13 protein-coding genes are annotated in these 14,927 nt (G+C 70.5%); 5 read left to right on the top strand and 8 right to left on the bottom strand.

Features of this window, described 5'->3' with window-relative positions:
* Window positions 1–118: 118 nt before the first annotated feature.
* The 4 genes from OG623_RS23490 to OG623_RS23475 all read left to right on the top strand — a co-directional run bounded on the left by OG623_RS23490 (window position 119) and on the right by OG623_RS23475 (window position 4,128).
* Window positions 119–1,354: an acyltransferase family protein gene (locus OG623_RS23490; RefSeq protein ID WP_406149032.1), complete on the top strand. Its 1,236-nt coding sequence runs from the start codon at window positions 119–121 to the stop codon at window positions 1,352–1,354.
* A 139-nt stretch (window positions 1,355–1,493) separates the two neighbouring features.
* Window positions 1,494–2,693, top strand: coding sequence for a cytochrome P450 (locus OG623_RS23485; protein WP_406149031.1), 1,200 nt, complete (start codon window positions 1,494–1,496; stop codon window positions 2,691–2,693).
* A gap of 86 nt (window positions 2,694–2,779) precedes the next feature.
* Window positions 2,780–3,010, top strand: coding sequence for a ferredoxin (locus tag OG623_RS23480; RefSeq protein WP_406149029.1), 231 nt, complete (start codon window positions 2,780–2,782; stop codon window positions 3,008–3,010).
* Window positions 3,011–3,042: 32 nt separating this feature from the next.
* Window positions 3,043–4,128: an Rv2578c family radical SAM protein gene (locus tag OG623_RS23475; protein WP_406151970.1), complete on the top strand. Its 1,086-nt coding sequence runs from the start codon at window positions 3,043–3,045 to the stop codon at window positions 4,126–4,128.
* Between the two features lie 54 nt (window positions 4,129–4,182).
* On the opposite strand, the gene OG623_RS23470 is transcribed toward OG623_RS23475, so the two are convergent.
* From OG623_RS23470 to OG623_RS23435, 8 genes are all read right to left on the bottom strand, one after another.
* Window positions 4,183–5,718 (bottom strand): MFS transporter, encoded by a 1,536-nt coding sequence (locus tag OG623_RS23470; protein ID WP_406149027.1) that lies wholly within the window; start codon window positions 5,716–5,718, stop codon window positions 4,183–4,185.
* A 46-nt stretch (window positions 5,719–5,764) separates the two neighbouring features.
* Window positions 5,765–7,072, bottom strand: coding sequence for a lipopolysaccharide biosynthesis protein RfbH (rfbH, locus tag OG623_RS23465; RefSeq protein WP_406149025.1), 1,308 nt, complete (start codon window positions 7,070–7,072; stop codon window positions 5,765–5,767).
* 34 nt (window positions 7,073–7,106) lie between these two features.
* Window positions 7,107–8,258 (bottom strand): nucleotide disphospho-sugar-binding domain-containing protein, encoded by a 1,152-nt coding sequence (locus tag OG623_RS23460; protein ID WP_406149024.1) that lies wholly within the window; start codon window positions 8,256–8,258, stop codon window positions 7,107–7,109.
* Between the two features lie 100 nt (window positions 8,259–8,358).
* On the bottom strand, window positions 8,359–9,327 hold the full coding sequence (locus OG623_RS23455) for a Gfo/Idh/MocA family protein (protein ID WP_406149022.1): 969 nt from the start codon (window positions 9,325–9,327) through the stop codon (window positions 8,359–8,361).
* Window positions 9,324–10,772 (bottom strand): NDP-hexose 2,3-dehydratase family protein, encoded by a 1,449-nt coding sequence (locus OG623_RS23450; RefSeq protein WP_406149021.1) that lies wholly within the window; start codon window positions 10,770–10,772, stop codon window positions 9,324–9,326. The genes OG623_RS23455 and OG623_RS23450 overlap by 4 nt, the downstream gene beginning before the upstream one ends.
* A complete protein-coding gene (gene rfbB, locus OG623_RS23445; RefSeq protein WP_406149020.1) occupies window positions 10,769–11,764 on the bottom strand; it encodes a dTDP-glucose 4,6-dehydratase in 996 nt (331 codons plus the stop codon). The genes OG623_RS23450 and rfbB overlap by 4 nt, the downstream gene beginning before the upstream one ends.
* Window positions 11,761–12,822 (bottom strand): glucose-1-phosphate thymidylyltransferase, encoded by a 1,062-nt coding sequence (locus tag OG623_RS23440; RefSeq protein WP_406149018.1) that lies wholly within the window; start codon window positions 12,820–12,822, stop codon window positions 11,761–11,763. The genes rfbB and OG623_RS23440 overlap by 4 nt, the downstream gene beginning before the upstream one ends.
* Window positions 12,823–12,885: 63 nt before the next feature.
* Entirely contained in the window at window positions 12,886–13,485 is a 600-nt protein-coding gene (locus tag OG623_RS23435) for a malonic semialdehyde reductase (protein ID WP_406149016.1), read from the bottom strand.
* A gap of 223 nt (window positions 13,486–13,708) precedes the next feature.
* On the opposite strand from OG623_RS23435, the gene OG623_RS23430 reads away from it, so the two are divergent.
* Window positions 13,709–14,899 (top strand): acyltransferase family protein, encoded by a 1,191-nt coding sequence (locus OG623_RS23430; RefSeq protein ID WP_406149014.1) that lies wholly within the window; start codon window positions 13,709–13,711, stop codon window positions 14,897–14,899.
* Window positions 14,900–14,927 lie beyond the last annotated feature (28 nt).

The following is a 14,927-nucleotide window of genomic DNA, read 5'->3' as shown; positions in this document are numbered from 1 at the left end:
CCTCGAGCGGACACCGGACATCTCCTGCACCGGCCGAGCGGCGCTCCAGCGGGGGCAGCGAAAGTGCGCGAACCATGGCGCAGCGGGCGCCCGCGGACGAGAGTGAGGGACGAGCATCATGACAAGCACGTACGAGGAGAGACCGGCCGGCGGCGCGGCACCGGCCGAACAGCGGGAGACGGTACCGGCTGCGGAGGGACCTGTACATGAGGCGGCCGAGCGGAGGACGGCCGCCTCTCGCCTTCCGTCCCTGACGGGGCTGCGGTTCATCGCCGCAGCGCTGGTGTTCGCCTTCCACGCCGGCCTGTTCGGTGTGTTCCGCGACGCCGGGGTGCAGGAAGGGTTCCAGTTCGGCACGTCGGCGGCCGGGTTCGTCGGAGTGTCCTTCTTCTTCGTCCTCAGCGGCTTCGTACTGACCTGGTCGTCCAGGACGGGTGACACCGCGCCCCGCTTCTGGCGCCGCCGTTTCGTCAAGATCCTGCCCAATCACGTCGTGACCTGGGCCGTGGCACTGGTGCTGATCGCATGGCTCGGCGGCCGGTCCGTCGGGTTCGGCCCGGCCGTCGCGAATCTGTTCCTGGTGCATGCGTGGGTGCCGGACATCACGTACGCGGCGAGCGTCAACGACGTGAGCTGGTCGCTGTCGGCCGAGGCGCTGTTCTATCTGGCCTTCCCCGCGCTGGCGTTCGCGGCATCGAAGATCCGTCCGGGCCGGCTGTGGTACTGGGCCGGCGGGCTGGCGGCCACGGCGCTGCTGATGCCGGTGGTCTCGCAGTTCCTGCTGCCCGACGAGCCCCAGTTCATGTGGGGCACGGCGTCCTTCACCCAGATCTGGTTCGTCTACTACTCCCCCGTCATCCGCGCCCTGGAGTTCGCCCTGGGCATCCTGCTGGCCCGTATCGTGCTGACCGGCCGCTGGGTCGGTCTCGGGGTGCTGCCCGCGACGGCACTGGCGGTCGGCGCCTACATCGGAGCGCTGTACGTGCCGTTCCTGTACCGCTTCGCCTCGGTGACGGCCCTGCCGCTCGCGCTGCTGGTCGGCGCGGTGGCGGTCGCCGACATCAAGGGGAAGCGCGGCATTCTGAGCAGCCGGCCGCTGGTGTGGCTCGGTGAGATCTCCTTCGCCTTCTATCTGGTGCACAAGCTGGTGCTGGAGTACGGACGTGTGCCCTTCGGATCGGCGCTGACACCGCAGGGACTGATGGGACCGGTGTGGAGCACCCCCGGTGGGATCGCCTTCCTGGCGGGGGCCTTGGCTGTCTCCGTCGTGCTCGCCTGGGGCCTGCACGTGGGTGTCGAGCGCCCGGCGCTCCGCCGCTGGGGCCGCTCGCGCCGGGGCGAGGAGTCCTCCTGACGGTCAAGCCCGGCTCGATCTGCCTTCCACAGCCGCTCGGCAGACTGCTGCCGAGCGGCAGTGCGCCGTGACGCGGTCCCCGGGGACGAGAACCCCGGGGTCCCCGGGGACAACACCGAGAGGAGCCCCACCCATGGCCATGGCTGAGGAGCCAAGGCGCTACCCCTTCAATGAACCCGACCGGCTCGAACTGGACCCGGCGTACGCACAGATCCGGGCGGACAGCGGGCTCGCCCGGGTGCAGTGCCCCTTCGGCTCCGAGGCCGTGCTCGCCACCCGCTACGAGGACGTGAAGCTGGTCCTCGGCGATCCGCGCTTCAGCCGGGCCCGCGCGGTCGCCGGGGACCAGCCGGCTCACACGCCCATCGGGCCCGGGCCCGACGCCATGGTGTCCATGGACCCTCCGGAGCACACCCGGCTGCGGCGCGTGGTGGCCAAGGCGTTCACCATGCGGCGGATCGAGGGGATGCGGCCGCGCGTCCAGGAGATCATCGATGAGCTGCTCGACGCGCTGGAGGCCCAGGGCCCCACGGTCGACCTCGTGGCGGAGTTCGCCCGCCCGCAGCCGGCGCTCGTCATCTTCGAGCTGTTCGGGGTGCCCTTCGAGGACCGCAAACAGCTCCAGGCCTGGGCCGAGGTCACCCTCACCGCGACCGGCGACAGCTACACACTGGACGATGTCTTCCAGGCGCTGGACAGCATCAGGGCGTACATGGGCGAGCTTCTCGAACAGCGGCGCACAGCACCCAGGGACGACCTGCTCAGCGTGCTGGTGACCGCGCACGACGTCGAGGACCGGCTCAGCGAGAAGGAGCTGCTCGACCTGGCGGTCGGTGTGCTGATCACGGGGTACGAGACCACCTCGGACCAGATCTCCAACTTCACCTATCTGTTGCTGACGAGGCCGCACCTGGCCGCGCAACTGCGCGCCGACCCGGGCCTGGTGCCGCAGGCGGTCGACGAGCTGCTGCGCTACGTACCGCTGTTGCGGGGTACCTCGTTCCCGCGGGTCGCCACCGAGGATGTGCGGCTGAGCGGCGGGCTGGTGCGGGCAGGCGAGGCCGTGCTGCCGGCCATGATGTCGGCCAACCGCGACGGGTCGGTCTTCGACGACCCCGACACCATCGACTTCCATCGCGAGAACAACCCGCACTTCGCCTTCGGCCACGGTGCACACCGCTGTCTGGGTGCCCAACTCGCCAAGCTGGAACTGCAGATCGCCCTCGAGTCGCTGCTGCGGCGCTTCCCGGGGCTGCGGCTGGCCGTGCCGGCCGATGAGGTCCCGTGGCGGGGGGTCACCCTGCAGCGTGCCCCGAAGGAACTCTTGGTCGCCTGGTGACCGGCGGGAAGCACTGGTCACCGGCGGGAAGGAAGCACTGGTGACCGGCGGGAAGCACTGGCGGACGGTGGGAAGGAGACGGCAGGATGGCCGAGGAACAGTGGCGGATCGAGGTCGACCGGGGTGCGTGCGTCGGTACGGGGCTGTGCGTGGGCACGGCCTTTCGGCACATGAGGCTCGACGGCGGCCGGGCTCGCCCCGTCGATGAGATCGTCCGGCCGGACCAGGCGGTCACCGACGTCGCCGAGTCCTGTCCGATGGAGGCGATCACGGTGCGGAACGCGGCGACCGGTGAGGTGCTCGCCCCCGAGTGGTGAGCACTTCACCGGCCGAGAACGGAAAGAGAGCCATGCGCTGGGACCATCTGCGCCATGACGGCAGCGCCGACAGCCCCGAGGGCCCTGACGAAGGGCCGTCGGGGCCGTCGGCGCTGCCGCTGTTCGAGCGGGACACGGTGACGACCCGCACCTTCGACACCCCGGAGTTCCGCGGCATGACCTTCCACGAGGTCAATGCCCGCTCCGTGCTGACCCGGGTGCCGGGCGGCCCGGGCATGCCCCGCGGCTGGCACCTCAACCCGTACCGGGGGTGTTCGCACGCCTGTGTGTACTGCTTCGCCCGTAAGAGCCACGAGTATCTGGACCTCGACGCCGGGCTCGACTTCGACCGGCAGATCGTGGTGAAGGTCAACGCCCCCGCGGTCGTACGCCGTGAGCTCGCCGGCCGCGCGCGGCCCGGCGACCATGTCGCGATGGGCACCAATGTCGACTGCTACCAGCGGGCCGAGGGCCGCTACCGGCTGATGCCGGGCATCCTCGCCGCGCTCCGCGACTACCGGGTGTCCTTCTCCATCCTGACCAAGGGCTCACTGATCCTGCGCGATCTGGAGCTGCTGCGGGAGGCCGCCGAGCGCGCGACCGTGGAGACCGCGGTCTCGGTCGGCTTCACCGACTCCGGACTGTGGCGCAGCCTGGAACCCGGCACTCCCTCGCCCCGCGCCCGCCTGGAGGTGTGCGCCTCCCTCACCGGCGCCGGTCTGCCGTGCGCGGTGCTCATGTCGCCGATCGTGCCGTATCTGAGCGACTCGCCCGCCCAGCTGCGGGCCACGGTGAAGGCGGTGGCCGAGTCGGGCGCGGTCTCGATCGCGCCCGAGGTCATGTATCTGCGGCCGGGATCGCGCGAGTGGTTCATGGGCTGGCTCGCGGAGCACCACCCCGGGCTCGTGGGCCGCTATCGGAGGCTGTACGGCGAGGGGGTGTACGCCCCGCGCTGGTACCAGAACAAGGTGCTGGGCCGCGTACGGGAGTTGGCCCGCGAGTACGGTGTCGGCCCGCCGCGGACGTTCCACACCGGCCGGCCTCCTCAGTGGGAGGAGACCGGCCGGAGTCCGGACGACCCGGAGGACTCCGGTCCCACCCAGCTGACGTTGATGTGAGCGGCCGGGCCCCGCCCCCGGTGAGGGACGGGGCCCGGCCGTTCGCGCCTACGCCTACGCGGGGGCGGCGTCCACCGATTCGCCGTCCGGGGCCGCTCCGGGACCCGGCTCGAAGGTGGGACGGGTGCGCGGCAGCAGGAAGGCCAGGGCGAAGGTGCCGGCGTACAGCGCGGCCAGTACCAGCAGCGTCCCCTGGAACGCCTGGTCGAAGTCGAGCCCCGCCCGCGCACCGGCGGCCGACGCCTCCAGCTCCGATCCGGCCCCGCCGCCGAGCAGACCGAAGAAGACGGTGCCGAGCACGGCGACGCCGAGCGCCCCGGAGAACTGCTGCACGGCGGTGAAGGTGCCGGAGGCCGAGCCCGACTCATGGGGCTCGGCGGAGGTGTTGACGGTGTAGTACAGCGCGGACATCGCCAGGCCCATGCCCACGCCGATGACGATCAGCGACGGGGCGAACCAGAGCGGGTCCACCCCGTCCCCGGCCGCCCGCACCGTGACCCACAGCAGCAGGGTGCCGCCGCACAGCCCCGCCGTGCCGATGTGGATGAGCGTCCGTCCCAGCTTGACCGGAAGCCCCATCTTGCCGGAGACCAGGGCGATGACCGAGGAGCCCAGCACCTGGGGGAGGCCGTACAGCGCGGCCTCCAGCGGGGTGTGGCCGAGGCCGAGCTGGATGTAGAGCGTGAGCACCAGCGAGAAGCCGACGATCGCGCTGAACACCAGGGCCCCCGCGGCCAGCGTTCCGGAGAAGGCCCTCTTACGGAAGAGACCCGGGATCACCAGGGTGTCGTCGCCGGCCCGATGCCGTGCCGACTCGTAGCGGGCGAACACCACGAACAGCACAAGGCCCGCCGCCAGGGACATCAACGTCCAGGCCGGCCAGCCCAGTTCACGGCCCTGGACCACGGGGAAGACCATCAGTACCGCGGCGACGACGACGATCGCCGCCCCGACCAGATCAAGCCGGGTGGCCGTGCGCTCCCCGCTCGACGGCAGCAGCTTGGCCGCCGCGAGCAGCGCCAGCACACCGATCGGCAGATTGATCAGGAAGATCATCCGCCATCCGGTGCCGAAGAAGTCGGCCCCGATCAGCCAGCCGCCCAGGATCGGTCCCGCGATCGTGGCCACCCCCATGACCGGGCCGATCGACCCGAAGGCCAGGGGGAGCTCGCGGACCGGGAACAGGTCCTTGATGAGGCCGAGGCCCTGGGGGATCAACACGGCCCCGAACAGACCCTGCAGCACACGGAACACGATCAGCAGGGTCGTGCTGTCCGCCATGCCGCACAGCACGGAGCCGATGGTGAACCCCGTGATGCCGAGCATGAACATGCGCTTGCGCCCGTAGATGTCGCCCAGCCGGCCGCCGACGATGAGGCCGCCGGCCATCGCCAGGGTGTAGCCGGCGGTCAGCCACTGGATGACGGTGGTGCTGCCGCCGAGGTCCGCACGGATCGAGGGCCCTGCGACCGTGGTCACCAGGGAGTCGAGCACGTCCATGATCGAGGCCGTCAGCACGACGGCGAACGCGTACCACCGCCAGCGGTACGGCGTACCCCCGGGGGGCCCGGGGCTGAGGTCAGACGACATAGGAACTCCTCGGTGTGTTGCGGTCGTTCCGGCTGAGGGACAGCCTCTAGATGTGGGTTTCGACGAACTCGCGGATCGAGGCGATCGCGTAGTCGAGCATCTCGTTGGTGAGCCCGGGGTAGACGCCGATCCAGAAGGTGTGCTCGGTGACGATGTCGGCGTTGGTCAGCTCGCCGACGACGCGGTGGGGCTGGTCGAGATAGGCCGGGTGCCGGGTGAGGTTGCCCGCGAACAGCCTCCGGGTGCCGATCTTGCGGCTCTCCAGGAAGTCGACCAGGTCGGCACGGCGGTAGGGGGCGTCCGGGGAGACGGTGATCAGGAAGCCGAACCAGCTGGGGTCGCTGCGCGGCGTCGCCTCCGGGAGGAGCAGCCCCGGCACCCCGTCCAGGCCCTCGCGGAGCCGCTTCCAGTTGGCGCGCCTGGCCTCGCAGAACCAGTCCAGCTTCTTCAGCTGGCTCAGGCCGAGGGCGGCCTGGATGTCGGTGGCCTTCAGGTTGTAGCCGACGTGGGAGAAGATGTACTTGTGGTCGTAGCCGTGCGGCAGCGTGCCCATCTGGTACGTGTACCGCTTGAGGCACTTGTTGTCCTCGCCCGGCTCGCACCAGCAGTCCCGGCCCCAGTCACGCATCGATTCGATGATGCGGGCGAGCGCCAGATTCGCGGTCAGCACACAGCCGCCCTCGCCCATCGTCAGATGATGGGCCGGATAGAAGCTGACGGTCGTCAGATCGCCGAAGGTGCCGGTGAGCTTCCCGTCGTAGAGGGAGCCGACGGCGTCGCAGTTGTCCTCGATGAGGAAGAGGTCGTGCTTCTCGCACAGTGCGGCGACCTCGGCGACCGGGAACGGGTTGCCGAGGGTGTGCGCGAGGATGACGGCCTTGGTGCGCGGGGTGATGGCCGCTTCGATGGACTCGACCGTGGGGTTGTAGGTGCCGAGTTCGACATCGACGAAGACGGGCACGAGGCCGTTCTGCAGGATCGGGTTGACCGTGGTGGGCCAGCCGACGGCGGCGGTGATCACCTCGTCGCCCGGACGCAGGCGCCGGTCCTCCAGCTGGGGTGAGGTCAGGGCCGAGACCGCCAGCAGATTCGCGGAGGAACCGGAGTTCACCAGGTGCGCCTTGCGCCGCTTCAGCTTGCGCGCGAACGCCGACTCGAACTTGCGGGAGCTGGTGCCGGCGGCGATGCGCATGTCGAGGGCCGCCTCGACCAGGGCCGCCCGGTCCTCCTCGTCGAGCACCGCACCGGACGGCCAGATCGCCGTGGTACCCGGCTCGAACACGGCCCGGGTGCTGCGCTCCTGGTGGTATTTGCGGACCTGCTCCAGCAGCAGTTCCTTGGCGTCGTCGGCCATCGGGTCTCGTCTCCCTGTCGGTTACGGTTGCCGGTCAGTTACGGTCCGCGCGGGGCGCGGCCAGGGCCTCGATGGCCGGTACGACCTGGCCGGGTGAGGGCAGCCCGGCGAGTTCGTCCCGCAGTTCCCGCGCCCGCTCCCGGTACGACGGGTCGTCGAGCAGTGTCCGTACGGCCTCGGCCACCCGCTCGGGGGCGAGTTCCTCCAGCGGGATGCGGCGGGCGGCGCCGTAGGAGTCCAGCCGCCGTGCGCTGTCGAACTGCTCGACGGTGTGCGGGATCAGCACCTGCGGCAGCCCGGACCGCAGGGCGGCCATGACCGTGCCGGCGCCACAGTGGTGGACGATCAGGTCGCAGGCGGGCAGGACCGAGTCCAGCGATATCCAGCCGGCGGCGAGCACGGATTCGGGCAGCGGAGCCAACTGCTCGACCACCTCGTCCTCGACGGCCAGTACCAGCTCCACGTCGAGCTCCGAGAGCATGCGCAGCAGCGCCCCGAAGAGCTCCACCCGGTTCGGGATCGGCACGGTGCCGAGCGTCAGCAGCAGCCGGGGCCGCTCGCGCTTGTCGAAGACCCAGGACGGCACGGTGCCGGGAGTGCTGAAGGGCACATATCCCAGCGGCTGCCGGGACGCGGCGTCGCCGGAGTACACACCGGGCGGGCAGGTGTCCAGGACCATGTCGGGCTTCGGCAGTCCGTCCAGGCCGAGCCGGCTCAGCTCGGGGGCGAACTCGCGGACTCCGCACGCGTCGATCACGTCGAGATAGCCGAGGCCGATGCCGTGCTCCACGTACGGAATGCCGTGGACGGCCGCGGCGGCCGCGACCGCGTACGCGTGCGGCTCGCCGACGAGCACATCGGGCTTCCAGCGCTCGACGAGTTCGAGCACGCCGTCGAGGGTGCGGGCCGCGAGCCGCCCGAAGGCCCGTCCGGTGTGGGCCAGCAGCTCGTCCTCGGTGTCCGGCAGCTGGATCGGCTCGCCCGCCCGGTCGAAGAGCATGATGTCCTTCATGGGCAGGGGCCCGTGGGACGGTACGAAGGGCAGTCCCGAGCCGTTGACCGTCTCCGCCATGTTCTCGGGGGACGCAACGAGCACATCGTGTCCGGCGGACCTGAGTGCCCAGGCCAGGGGGACGACAGGGAAGTAGAGCCCGAACGAGGGGCTGGTGCCGACCAGGATTCTCATACGGGAACCGTAGAAGCGCCCCCCGGAGACCGGCTCGAGTCCGGCTCGCTCCCGCGAGAACAGGCCTGCCGGGCGGTCATGGGCCGCCCGACAGGCCTGTCTACCCGCGGGCGCGCTCGCGGACCGCGTCCAGGAGTTCCGCGAGGGCCACGGTCCCCTCGATCCCGCTGCCGGGACCGTCCCCGCGCACCGCCGCCGCGAAGGCTCGTACGGTGTTGCGGCACTGGTCGTCGGCGTCCAGGGACAACTGCCGGCGCTCGCCCTGCCGTTCGTGGTGGACCACGGGCCGGAGGCCGGCGGGCGGGGTGAAGGCGCGTTCGACCCGCAGACCGCCCTCGCTGCCCCACAGTTCGTAGGTGTTCCGGTATGCGTGGCGCATGCCGAAGGTCAGCTGTGCGGTGACGCCCTCCGGGGTACGCAGCAGCACCGCTCCCTCGGTGTCCACGCCGTGCCGGGGGTCCTCCCGCAGGTCCGCACCCACCACGTCGAGGCGGGGGCCCAGGAGGAGCTGGGCCGCGCGCAGGGGGTAGAGGCCGATGTCGAGCAAGGCCCCGCCGCCGAGGTCGGGCCGGTAGCGGATGTCGCCTGCGGGGGGCGGCGGGATGGCGAACGACGCGGCGAAGGTGCGGGGCTCTCCGACGGCTCCGCCGTCGATGAGCTCCCGCACCCGCCGGTGCATGCTGTGGTGGAGGAACATCACGTTCTCCATCAGCACCAGGCCCCGCGACCGGGCGAGGGCCGCCAGCTCCGCGGTCCGCGCCGCGTCGGTGGTCAGCGGCTTCTCGGCGAGTACGTGCTTGCCGGCGAGCAGCGCGCGCTCCACCCAGGGCGCGTGCAGGGCGATGGGCAGCGGCACATGGACGGCGTCGACGTCGGACCGCTCCAGCAGGGCGGCGTATCCGCCGACCGCCGCGCAACCGTGGCGGGCGGCGACATCGACGGCCCGGCCGTGGTCCCGGCTGGCCACCGCGGCCGGGACCACGCCGGGCTCGGCGGCGATGGCGGGCAGCATCCGCCGGGTGGCGATGTCCGCACAGCCCATGATCCCGATCCGCAGGGCAGCGCTCACCGCAGCGCGCTCAGGGACGCGATCAGCGTGCGCGCGTGCATGTTGACGTACTGGCCGTGGCGGAGCAGTTCGACGATCTGCCCGGCGGTCACCCAGGCGTACTCGGGCGGCAGCTCCATGGGCAGGGTGTCGTCCGCTTCGACGATGAGATAGCGGCTCTCGGCGTTGCCGAATCTGCCGCCCTCCTCCGAGTGCACCGTGTCGTAGCGGATACGGGAGGGGTCCGCGCCCGTCACCAGGTCGAAGAAGAACGGCCGTTCCCCGTGGTCGTAGTTGCCTGGCCGGCACTGCACCGTGGGGCCGAGCTCCACCGTGTTCAGGAAGCCGCCCTCCACCTTGGCGTGCATCAGCAGATGCAGCACCCCACCGAACTCCTTGACGACACAGGCCGCCACACCGCGCCCGTTCGGCTCCAGCAGCGGCTGGGACCAGCCGCTCACCTCCCGGCTGCCCGCCCGGACGTCGACGGCGACCACCCGGAAATGGCGGCCGTCGTCACGGACGATCTCGTCCTGCGTACGCTGCCAGCCCGGTACGTCGCGCAGAGGCATCCGGGTGGCCTCTATGTCCTGGTCGGAGCGCAGCCCGGTGAACCAGCTCAGCACCTCAGGGGTCGTGGCCAGGGCTCCGGCCGCCGGGTCGAGGGAGGCCTCCAGCGAGGCGGCGAAAGCGTCGCCCGGGGCCGCCGCACCGCGTGCGGGGACCGGCAGACAGGACAGGACGGTGCGCGAGTCCATGTTGATGACGTTGTCGCGGGCCATCAGCTCGTTGATCTGCCCGAGCGTCAGCCAGCAGAAGTCGTCGTGGAGCGGCACGTCCACGTCGGTGTCGATCTCGACGACGATGTTGCGGTTGTTCTTCCGGTAGAACCACCAGCCGTGCTCCGACTGCAGGACGTCGGCGATGACACGGCTGCGCCGGTGGCCGGTGAAGTACTCGATGTAGCGGACGGGGGCGCCCTTGTGCACCCGGGTGTAGTTGCTGCGGGTGGCCTGCACCGTGGGCGAGAGCTGGAGGAGGTTGGGGTTGCCCGGCTCCATCTTCGCCTGCATCAGACAGTGCAGGACGCCGCGGAACTCCTTGACGACGATGCCGAGGATCCCGACCTCGGGCTGGGTGATGATCGGCTGGTGCCACTCGGGGAAGGGGCCCGTGCCGGTGGTCACCTTCAGCCCCTCGACGGTGAAGAACCGGCCGCTGCGGTGCACCAGATTCCCGGTGTCATCGGCGAAGCCCCAGCCGTCCATCGCGGCGAAGGGGATCCGGGTCACCGAGAACGGGTGTGCCTCCCGCCGTTCGGCGAGCCAGGAGTCGAACGACGCGGTGGGCAGCAGGACGCCCTCGCGCGCCGCGGCCGAGACCGCCAGCCGGGCGGGCAGTGTGCGGTCCTCACGCTGTTTGAGTGCCGGCCCGGCCAGGGGCCGCTGTACGGTGGCGCTGGTCACGTGACTCCTCCGGATACGAGTTCCCGCTCCGCCCGGGCCGGCTGCCACCAGTCGGTGTTGTCCCGGTACCAGGCGACGGTGCCGGCCAGTCCGGCCTCGAACGCCACCTCCGCCTCGTAGCCGAGCTGCTCGCGGATCTTGCTGTCGTCGAGTGCGTAGCGCATGTCGTGGCCCTTGCGGTCCTCGACGTACTGGACCAGGCTCGACGGGGCGTCGCACAGGTCGAGCAGCAGATCGGTGATCTGACGGTTCGTGCTCTCGTTGCCGCTGCCCACGTTGTAGATCTCGCCCGCCCGCCCCTTGGTGAGGACGAGCTGGATGCCACGGCAGTGGTCGGAGACGTGCAGCCATTCCCGGACGTTGCCGCCGTCCCCGTACAGCGGGACGGGGATGCCTCGCAGCAGCCTGGTGACGAACAGCGGGATGAGTTTCTCGATGTGCTGGTGCGGGCCGTAGTTGTTGGAACAGCGTGTGATGGACAGGTCGAGGCCGTGCGTACGCCAGTAGGCGCGCGCCACCAGGTCGCTGGCCGCCTTGCTGGCGGCGTACGTGGAGTTGGGCTGGAGCGGCCAGTCCTCGGTCCAGGAGCCCTCCTCGATCGAGCCGTAGGTCTCGTCCGTGGACACGTGCACCACACGCTGGACCCCTCGGCGCACGCACGCTTCGAGCAGGGTCTGGGTGCCGCTGACATTGGTGCGCACGAAGTCCGCGGCGGCTTCGATGGAGCGGTCCACATGCGACTCGGCGGCGAAGTGGACCACGGCGTCGTGGCCCGGGAGTACGTCGAGCAGCAGCGGAAGGTCGCAGATGTCGCCCCGGACGAAGGACAGCCGGGGGTGCCGGGCCGGAAGGTTGTCCCGTCTGCCGGCGTAGGTCAGCTTGTCGACGACGGTCACCTCGGCGTCCTCGTACCCGGGGTATCCGCCGTCGAGCATCGTACGGACGTAGTGCGAACCGATGAATCCGGCCGCACCGGTCACCAGGACTCTCATCGCGCTGCCACCTCCACTCGTGTGTGGTCACCGACCACCAGGCGGTGGAGGTTCTCCGGGGCCCGGGTGACCGCGGCCGAACGGCCGATCAAGGAACTCTGGATCCGGGCGTGGTGCACGCTGGCGCCGTCGAGCGCGATCGAGTACCCCACTTCGGCGGAGATGATCGCGCAGTCCCTGCCGAGCGAGGTGTGCGGCCCGATGTGGCTGTCCTCGACCAGGCTGCCGCCGCCGATGATCGCCGGGCCGACGATGCGGGAGCGTACGACGCGCGCCCCGTCCTCGACCACGACGGGCCCGATCAGCTCGCTCTCCGCGTCGACCTCTCCCCCGAGATACGGCTTGAGCGCGTCCAGGACCTCGCGGTTGCACTCCAGGACGTCCTCGACGCGGCCGGTGTCCTTCCAGTAGCCGGAGTGGACGTGGGCGTGGACCTCCCGGCCGTGTTCCACCAGCCACTGGAGGGCGTCGGTGATCTCCAGCTCGCCGCGCCGGCTCGGCCCGATCGCGTCCACGGCCCGGTGGACTGCGGCGGTGAAGAAGTAGACCCCGATCAGGGCCAGATCGCTGCGCGGCTCCCGGGGCTTCTCGACGAGCGCGGTCACCCTGCCCCGGGCGTCGACCTCCGCGACACCGAAGGCGCGCGGGTCGGCGACCTTGTGCACCAGGACCTGGGCGGCCGGCCGGCGCCGGGCGAAGTCCTCGGCGACGTCGGCGATCCCGCCGGGGAGCATGTTGTCGCCGAGGTACATCACGAAGTCGTCGTCGCCGAGGAACTCCCGGGCGATGGCGACACAGTGGGCCAGCCCACGGGGAGCGTCCTGCTGGATGTAGGTGATCCGCACTCCGAGCTCGGAGCCGTCGCCGAGCGCCGCATGGATCTCATGGGCACGCTCGCCGACGACGATGCCGATCTCGGTGATCCCGAGGACACGGAGGTTGTCCATGACGTGGGCGAGTACCGGTCGGTTGGCGATGGGGATGAGCTGCTTGGGCATCGAGTAGCTGAAGGGGCGCAGACGTGTACCCGCGCCCCCGGACAGCACCAGGGCTTTCATGGGCCTCTCCTCGGCACGCGACAGGATGGGGCACCCCCGGCGGAGCCGGGGAGAGCCGGTCGCTCAGACGGTGGTGAAGACCTCGTCGTAGTCGAGGCGCGGAAGACGCGGGAACCAGGCGTTCTCGCCCGGCTTGCCGATGTTCACGACGGCGATGACGCTGTGCTTGCCGTCGCCGAAGAACTCCTTGTCGATCGCCTCGCCGTCGAAGCCGACCATCGGCCCGGCGGCCAGGCCGGCGGCCCGCAGCCCCATGATGAAGTAGCCGAGCTGCAGGGTCGCGTTGGAGCGGGCGGCGCGGTCACGGATCTCGTCGTCGGCGAAGACGGCGTCCTTGAGCTCGGGGAACACCGGGAAGACACGCGGCAGTTCCTCGTGGAACTCGAGGTCGGCGGCGAGGATGGCGACCAGCGGGGCGTTGCGGGTCTTGTCCTGGTTGGAGTCCACCAGGTGGGAGACCAGGCGCTCACGGGCGTCGTCCGACCGGACCAGCACCACGCGCATGGACTGGAGGTTGAACGCGGTCGGCGCGTACTTGATCAGGTCGTAGACGGCCTGGACGGTCTCGTCGGACACCGGTTCGTCCGTATAGGTGTTCGCGGTCCGCGCCTCACGGAAGAGCAGATCCTGCGCCTGGGTGTCGAGTACGAGCGGGGTGGGCATGGTAGGGGCCCTCCTGTTGACGGCTCGGCCGGTCGGCCGCTTGCCCGCAAACCGTGGCGGTGCCACCTAGAGCGCCGATCGACCCCACCTCGTGTCCACGGTTCCACGGAGACGCGGGCGCCCCTCCGACTCTCTTCGAGCTTCCTTCGAGCGGTCTGCCCCACGCTCCGGCGACCGCCGAACGGCGGTTTTTCGCCAGCATCAGGACCCAGGAGGGAGCGCGATGAGCGCGCCACACCACACCACGCAGGCCGGGCGATCCCGGCTGCCCTCGCTCACCAGCATGCGGTTCTTCGCCGCGCTGTTGGTCTTCCTGTGCCACGCGGGCTTCGTCGCGTTCTTCAACCAGCCCGCGTACCGCGACGGCTTCGCGTCAGCCGTCAACAAGGCCGGGGCCACGGGAGTGTCCTTCTTCTTCATCCTCAGCGGCTTCGTCCTGGCCTGGTCGAACCGCCCCAGGGACACCACACCGCGGTTCTGGCGCCGTCGGCTGTTCAAGATCTACCCGATACATCTGGCGACGTTCGCCCTGGCGATGGCCGCCGGCGCCTATGCCGCCGCCAACTGGGAGACATCGCTGCTCAACCTCTTCCTGGTGCAGACCTGGGCGCCGCGCCCCGATGTCGCGAACATGGTGAACATCCCGAGCTGGTCGCTCTCCTGCGAGCTGCTCTTCTATCTGTCGTTCCCCTTGCTCTTCCGGTGGCTGAAGCGGATTCGCCCCTCCCGTCTGTGGGCGTGGGCCGGCGGTCTGGCGGCGGCGGTCGTCTGCGTGCCGCTGGTGGCACAGCTGCTTCCGGCCCAGCCGCTCATGCCGCAGATGGGCGGGCCCATCGGAACGCCCCGGTCCGAGTGGGGGACCTGGTTCGTGTACGCCTTCCCGCCCGTGCGCATGCTGGAGTTCGTGCTGGGCATCGTGATGGCGCTGATCGTCATGAACGGCCGCTGGGTCAGAGTTCCGCTGTCGGCGGCCCTCGGTCTGACGGCGGTCGCCTACGTCGCCGCGCAGTACGTGCCGTTCGGCTTCTCGCTGGTCGCCGCGACCGTGATCCCGCTGGCCCTGGTCATCCCGGCGACGGCCACGCTGGATCTGCGTGACCGGCCGTCGTTCCTCCACAACCGGGTGCTGGTGTGGCTGGGCGAGATCTCGTTCGCCTTCTACATGGTGCACTCCGTGGTCATGGCCGAGCTCGGTACGTGGTTCGACGGCCCCTTGGGGACCTGGGGGACGACGGGACTGATCGCGGCCGAGTTCGTGGTCAGCATCCTGGCGGCCTGGGCGCTGCACGCGGGGGTGGAGCGCCCGGTCATGCGCCGCTGGAGTGTTCCCGCCTCCCGCCGTCGCGCGCCGGTTCCCGCGGAGCCGCCGGTGTCTCCCTCCGAGACCGCGCGGCCGAAGGAACCCGCGCTCTGACTCCCGGACCGTACGGCAGGGGCTCCCA

This window comes from Streptomyces sp. NBC_01012 (assembly GCF_045162755.1).
Classification (GTDB): Bacteria; Actinomycetota; Actinomycetes; order Streptomycetales; family Streptomycetaceae; genus Streptomyces.
Note: the sequence above shows the minus strand (reverse complement) of the source record. Positions and strands in the feature narration are given on the sequence as shown.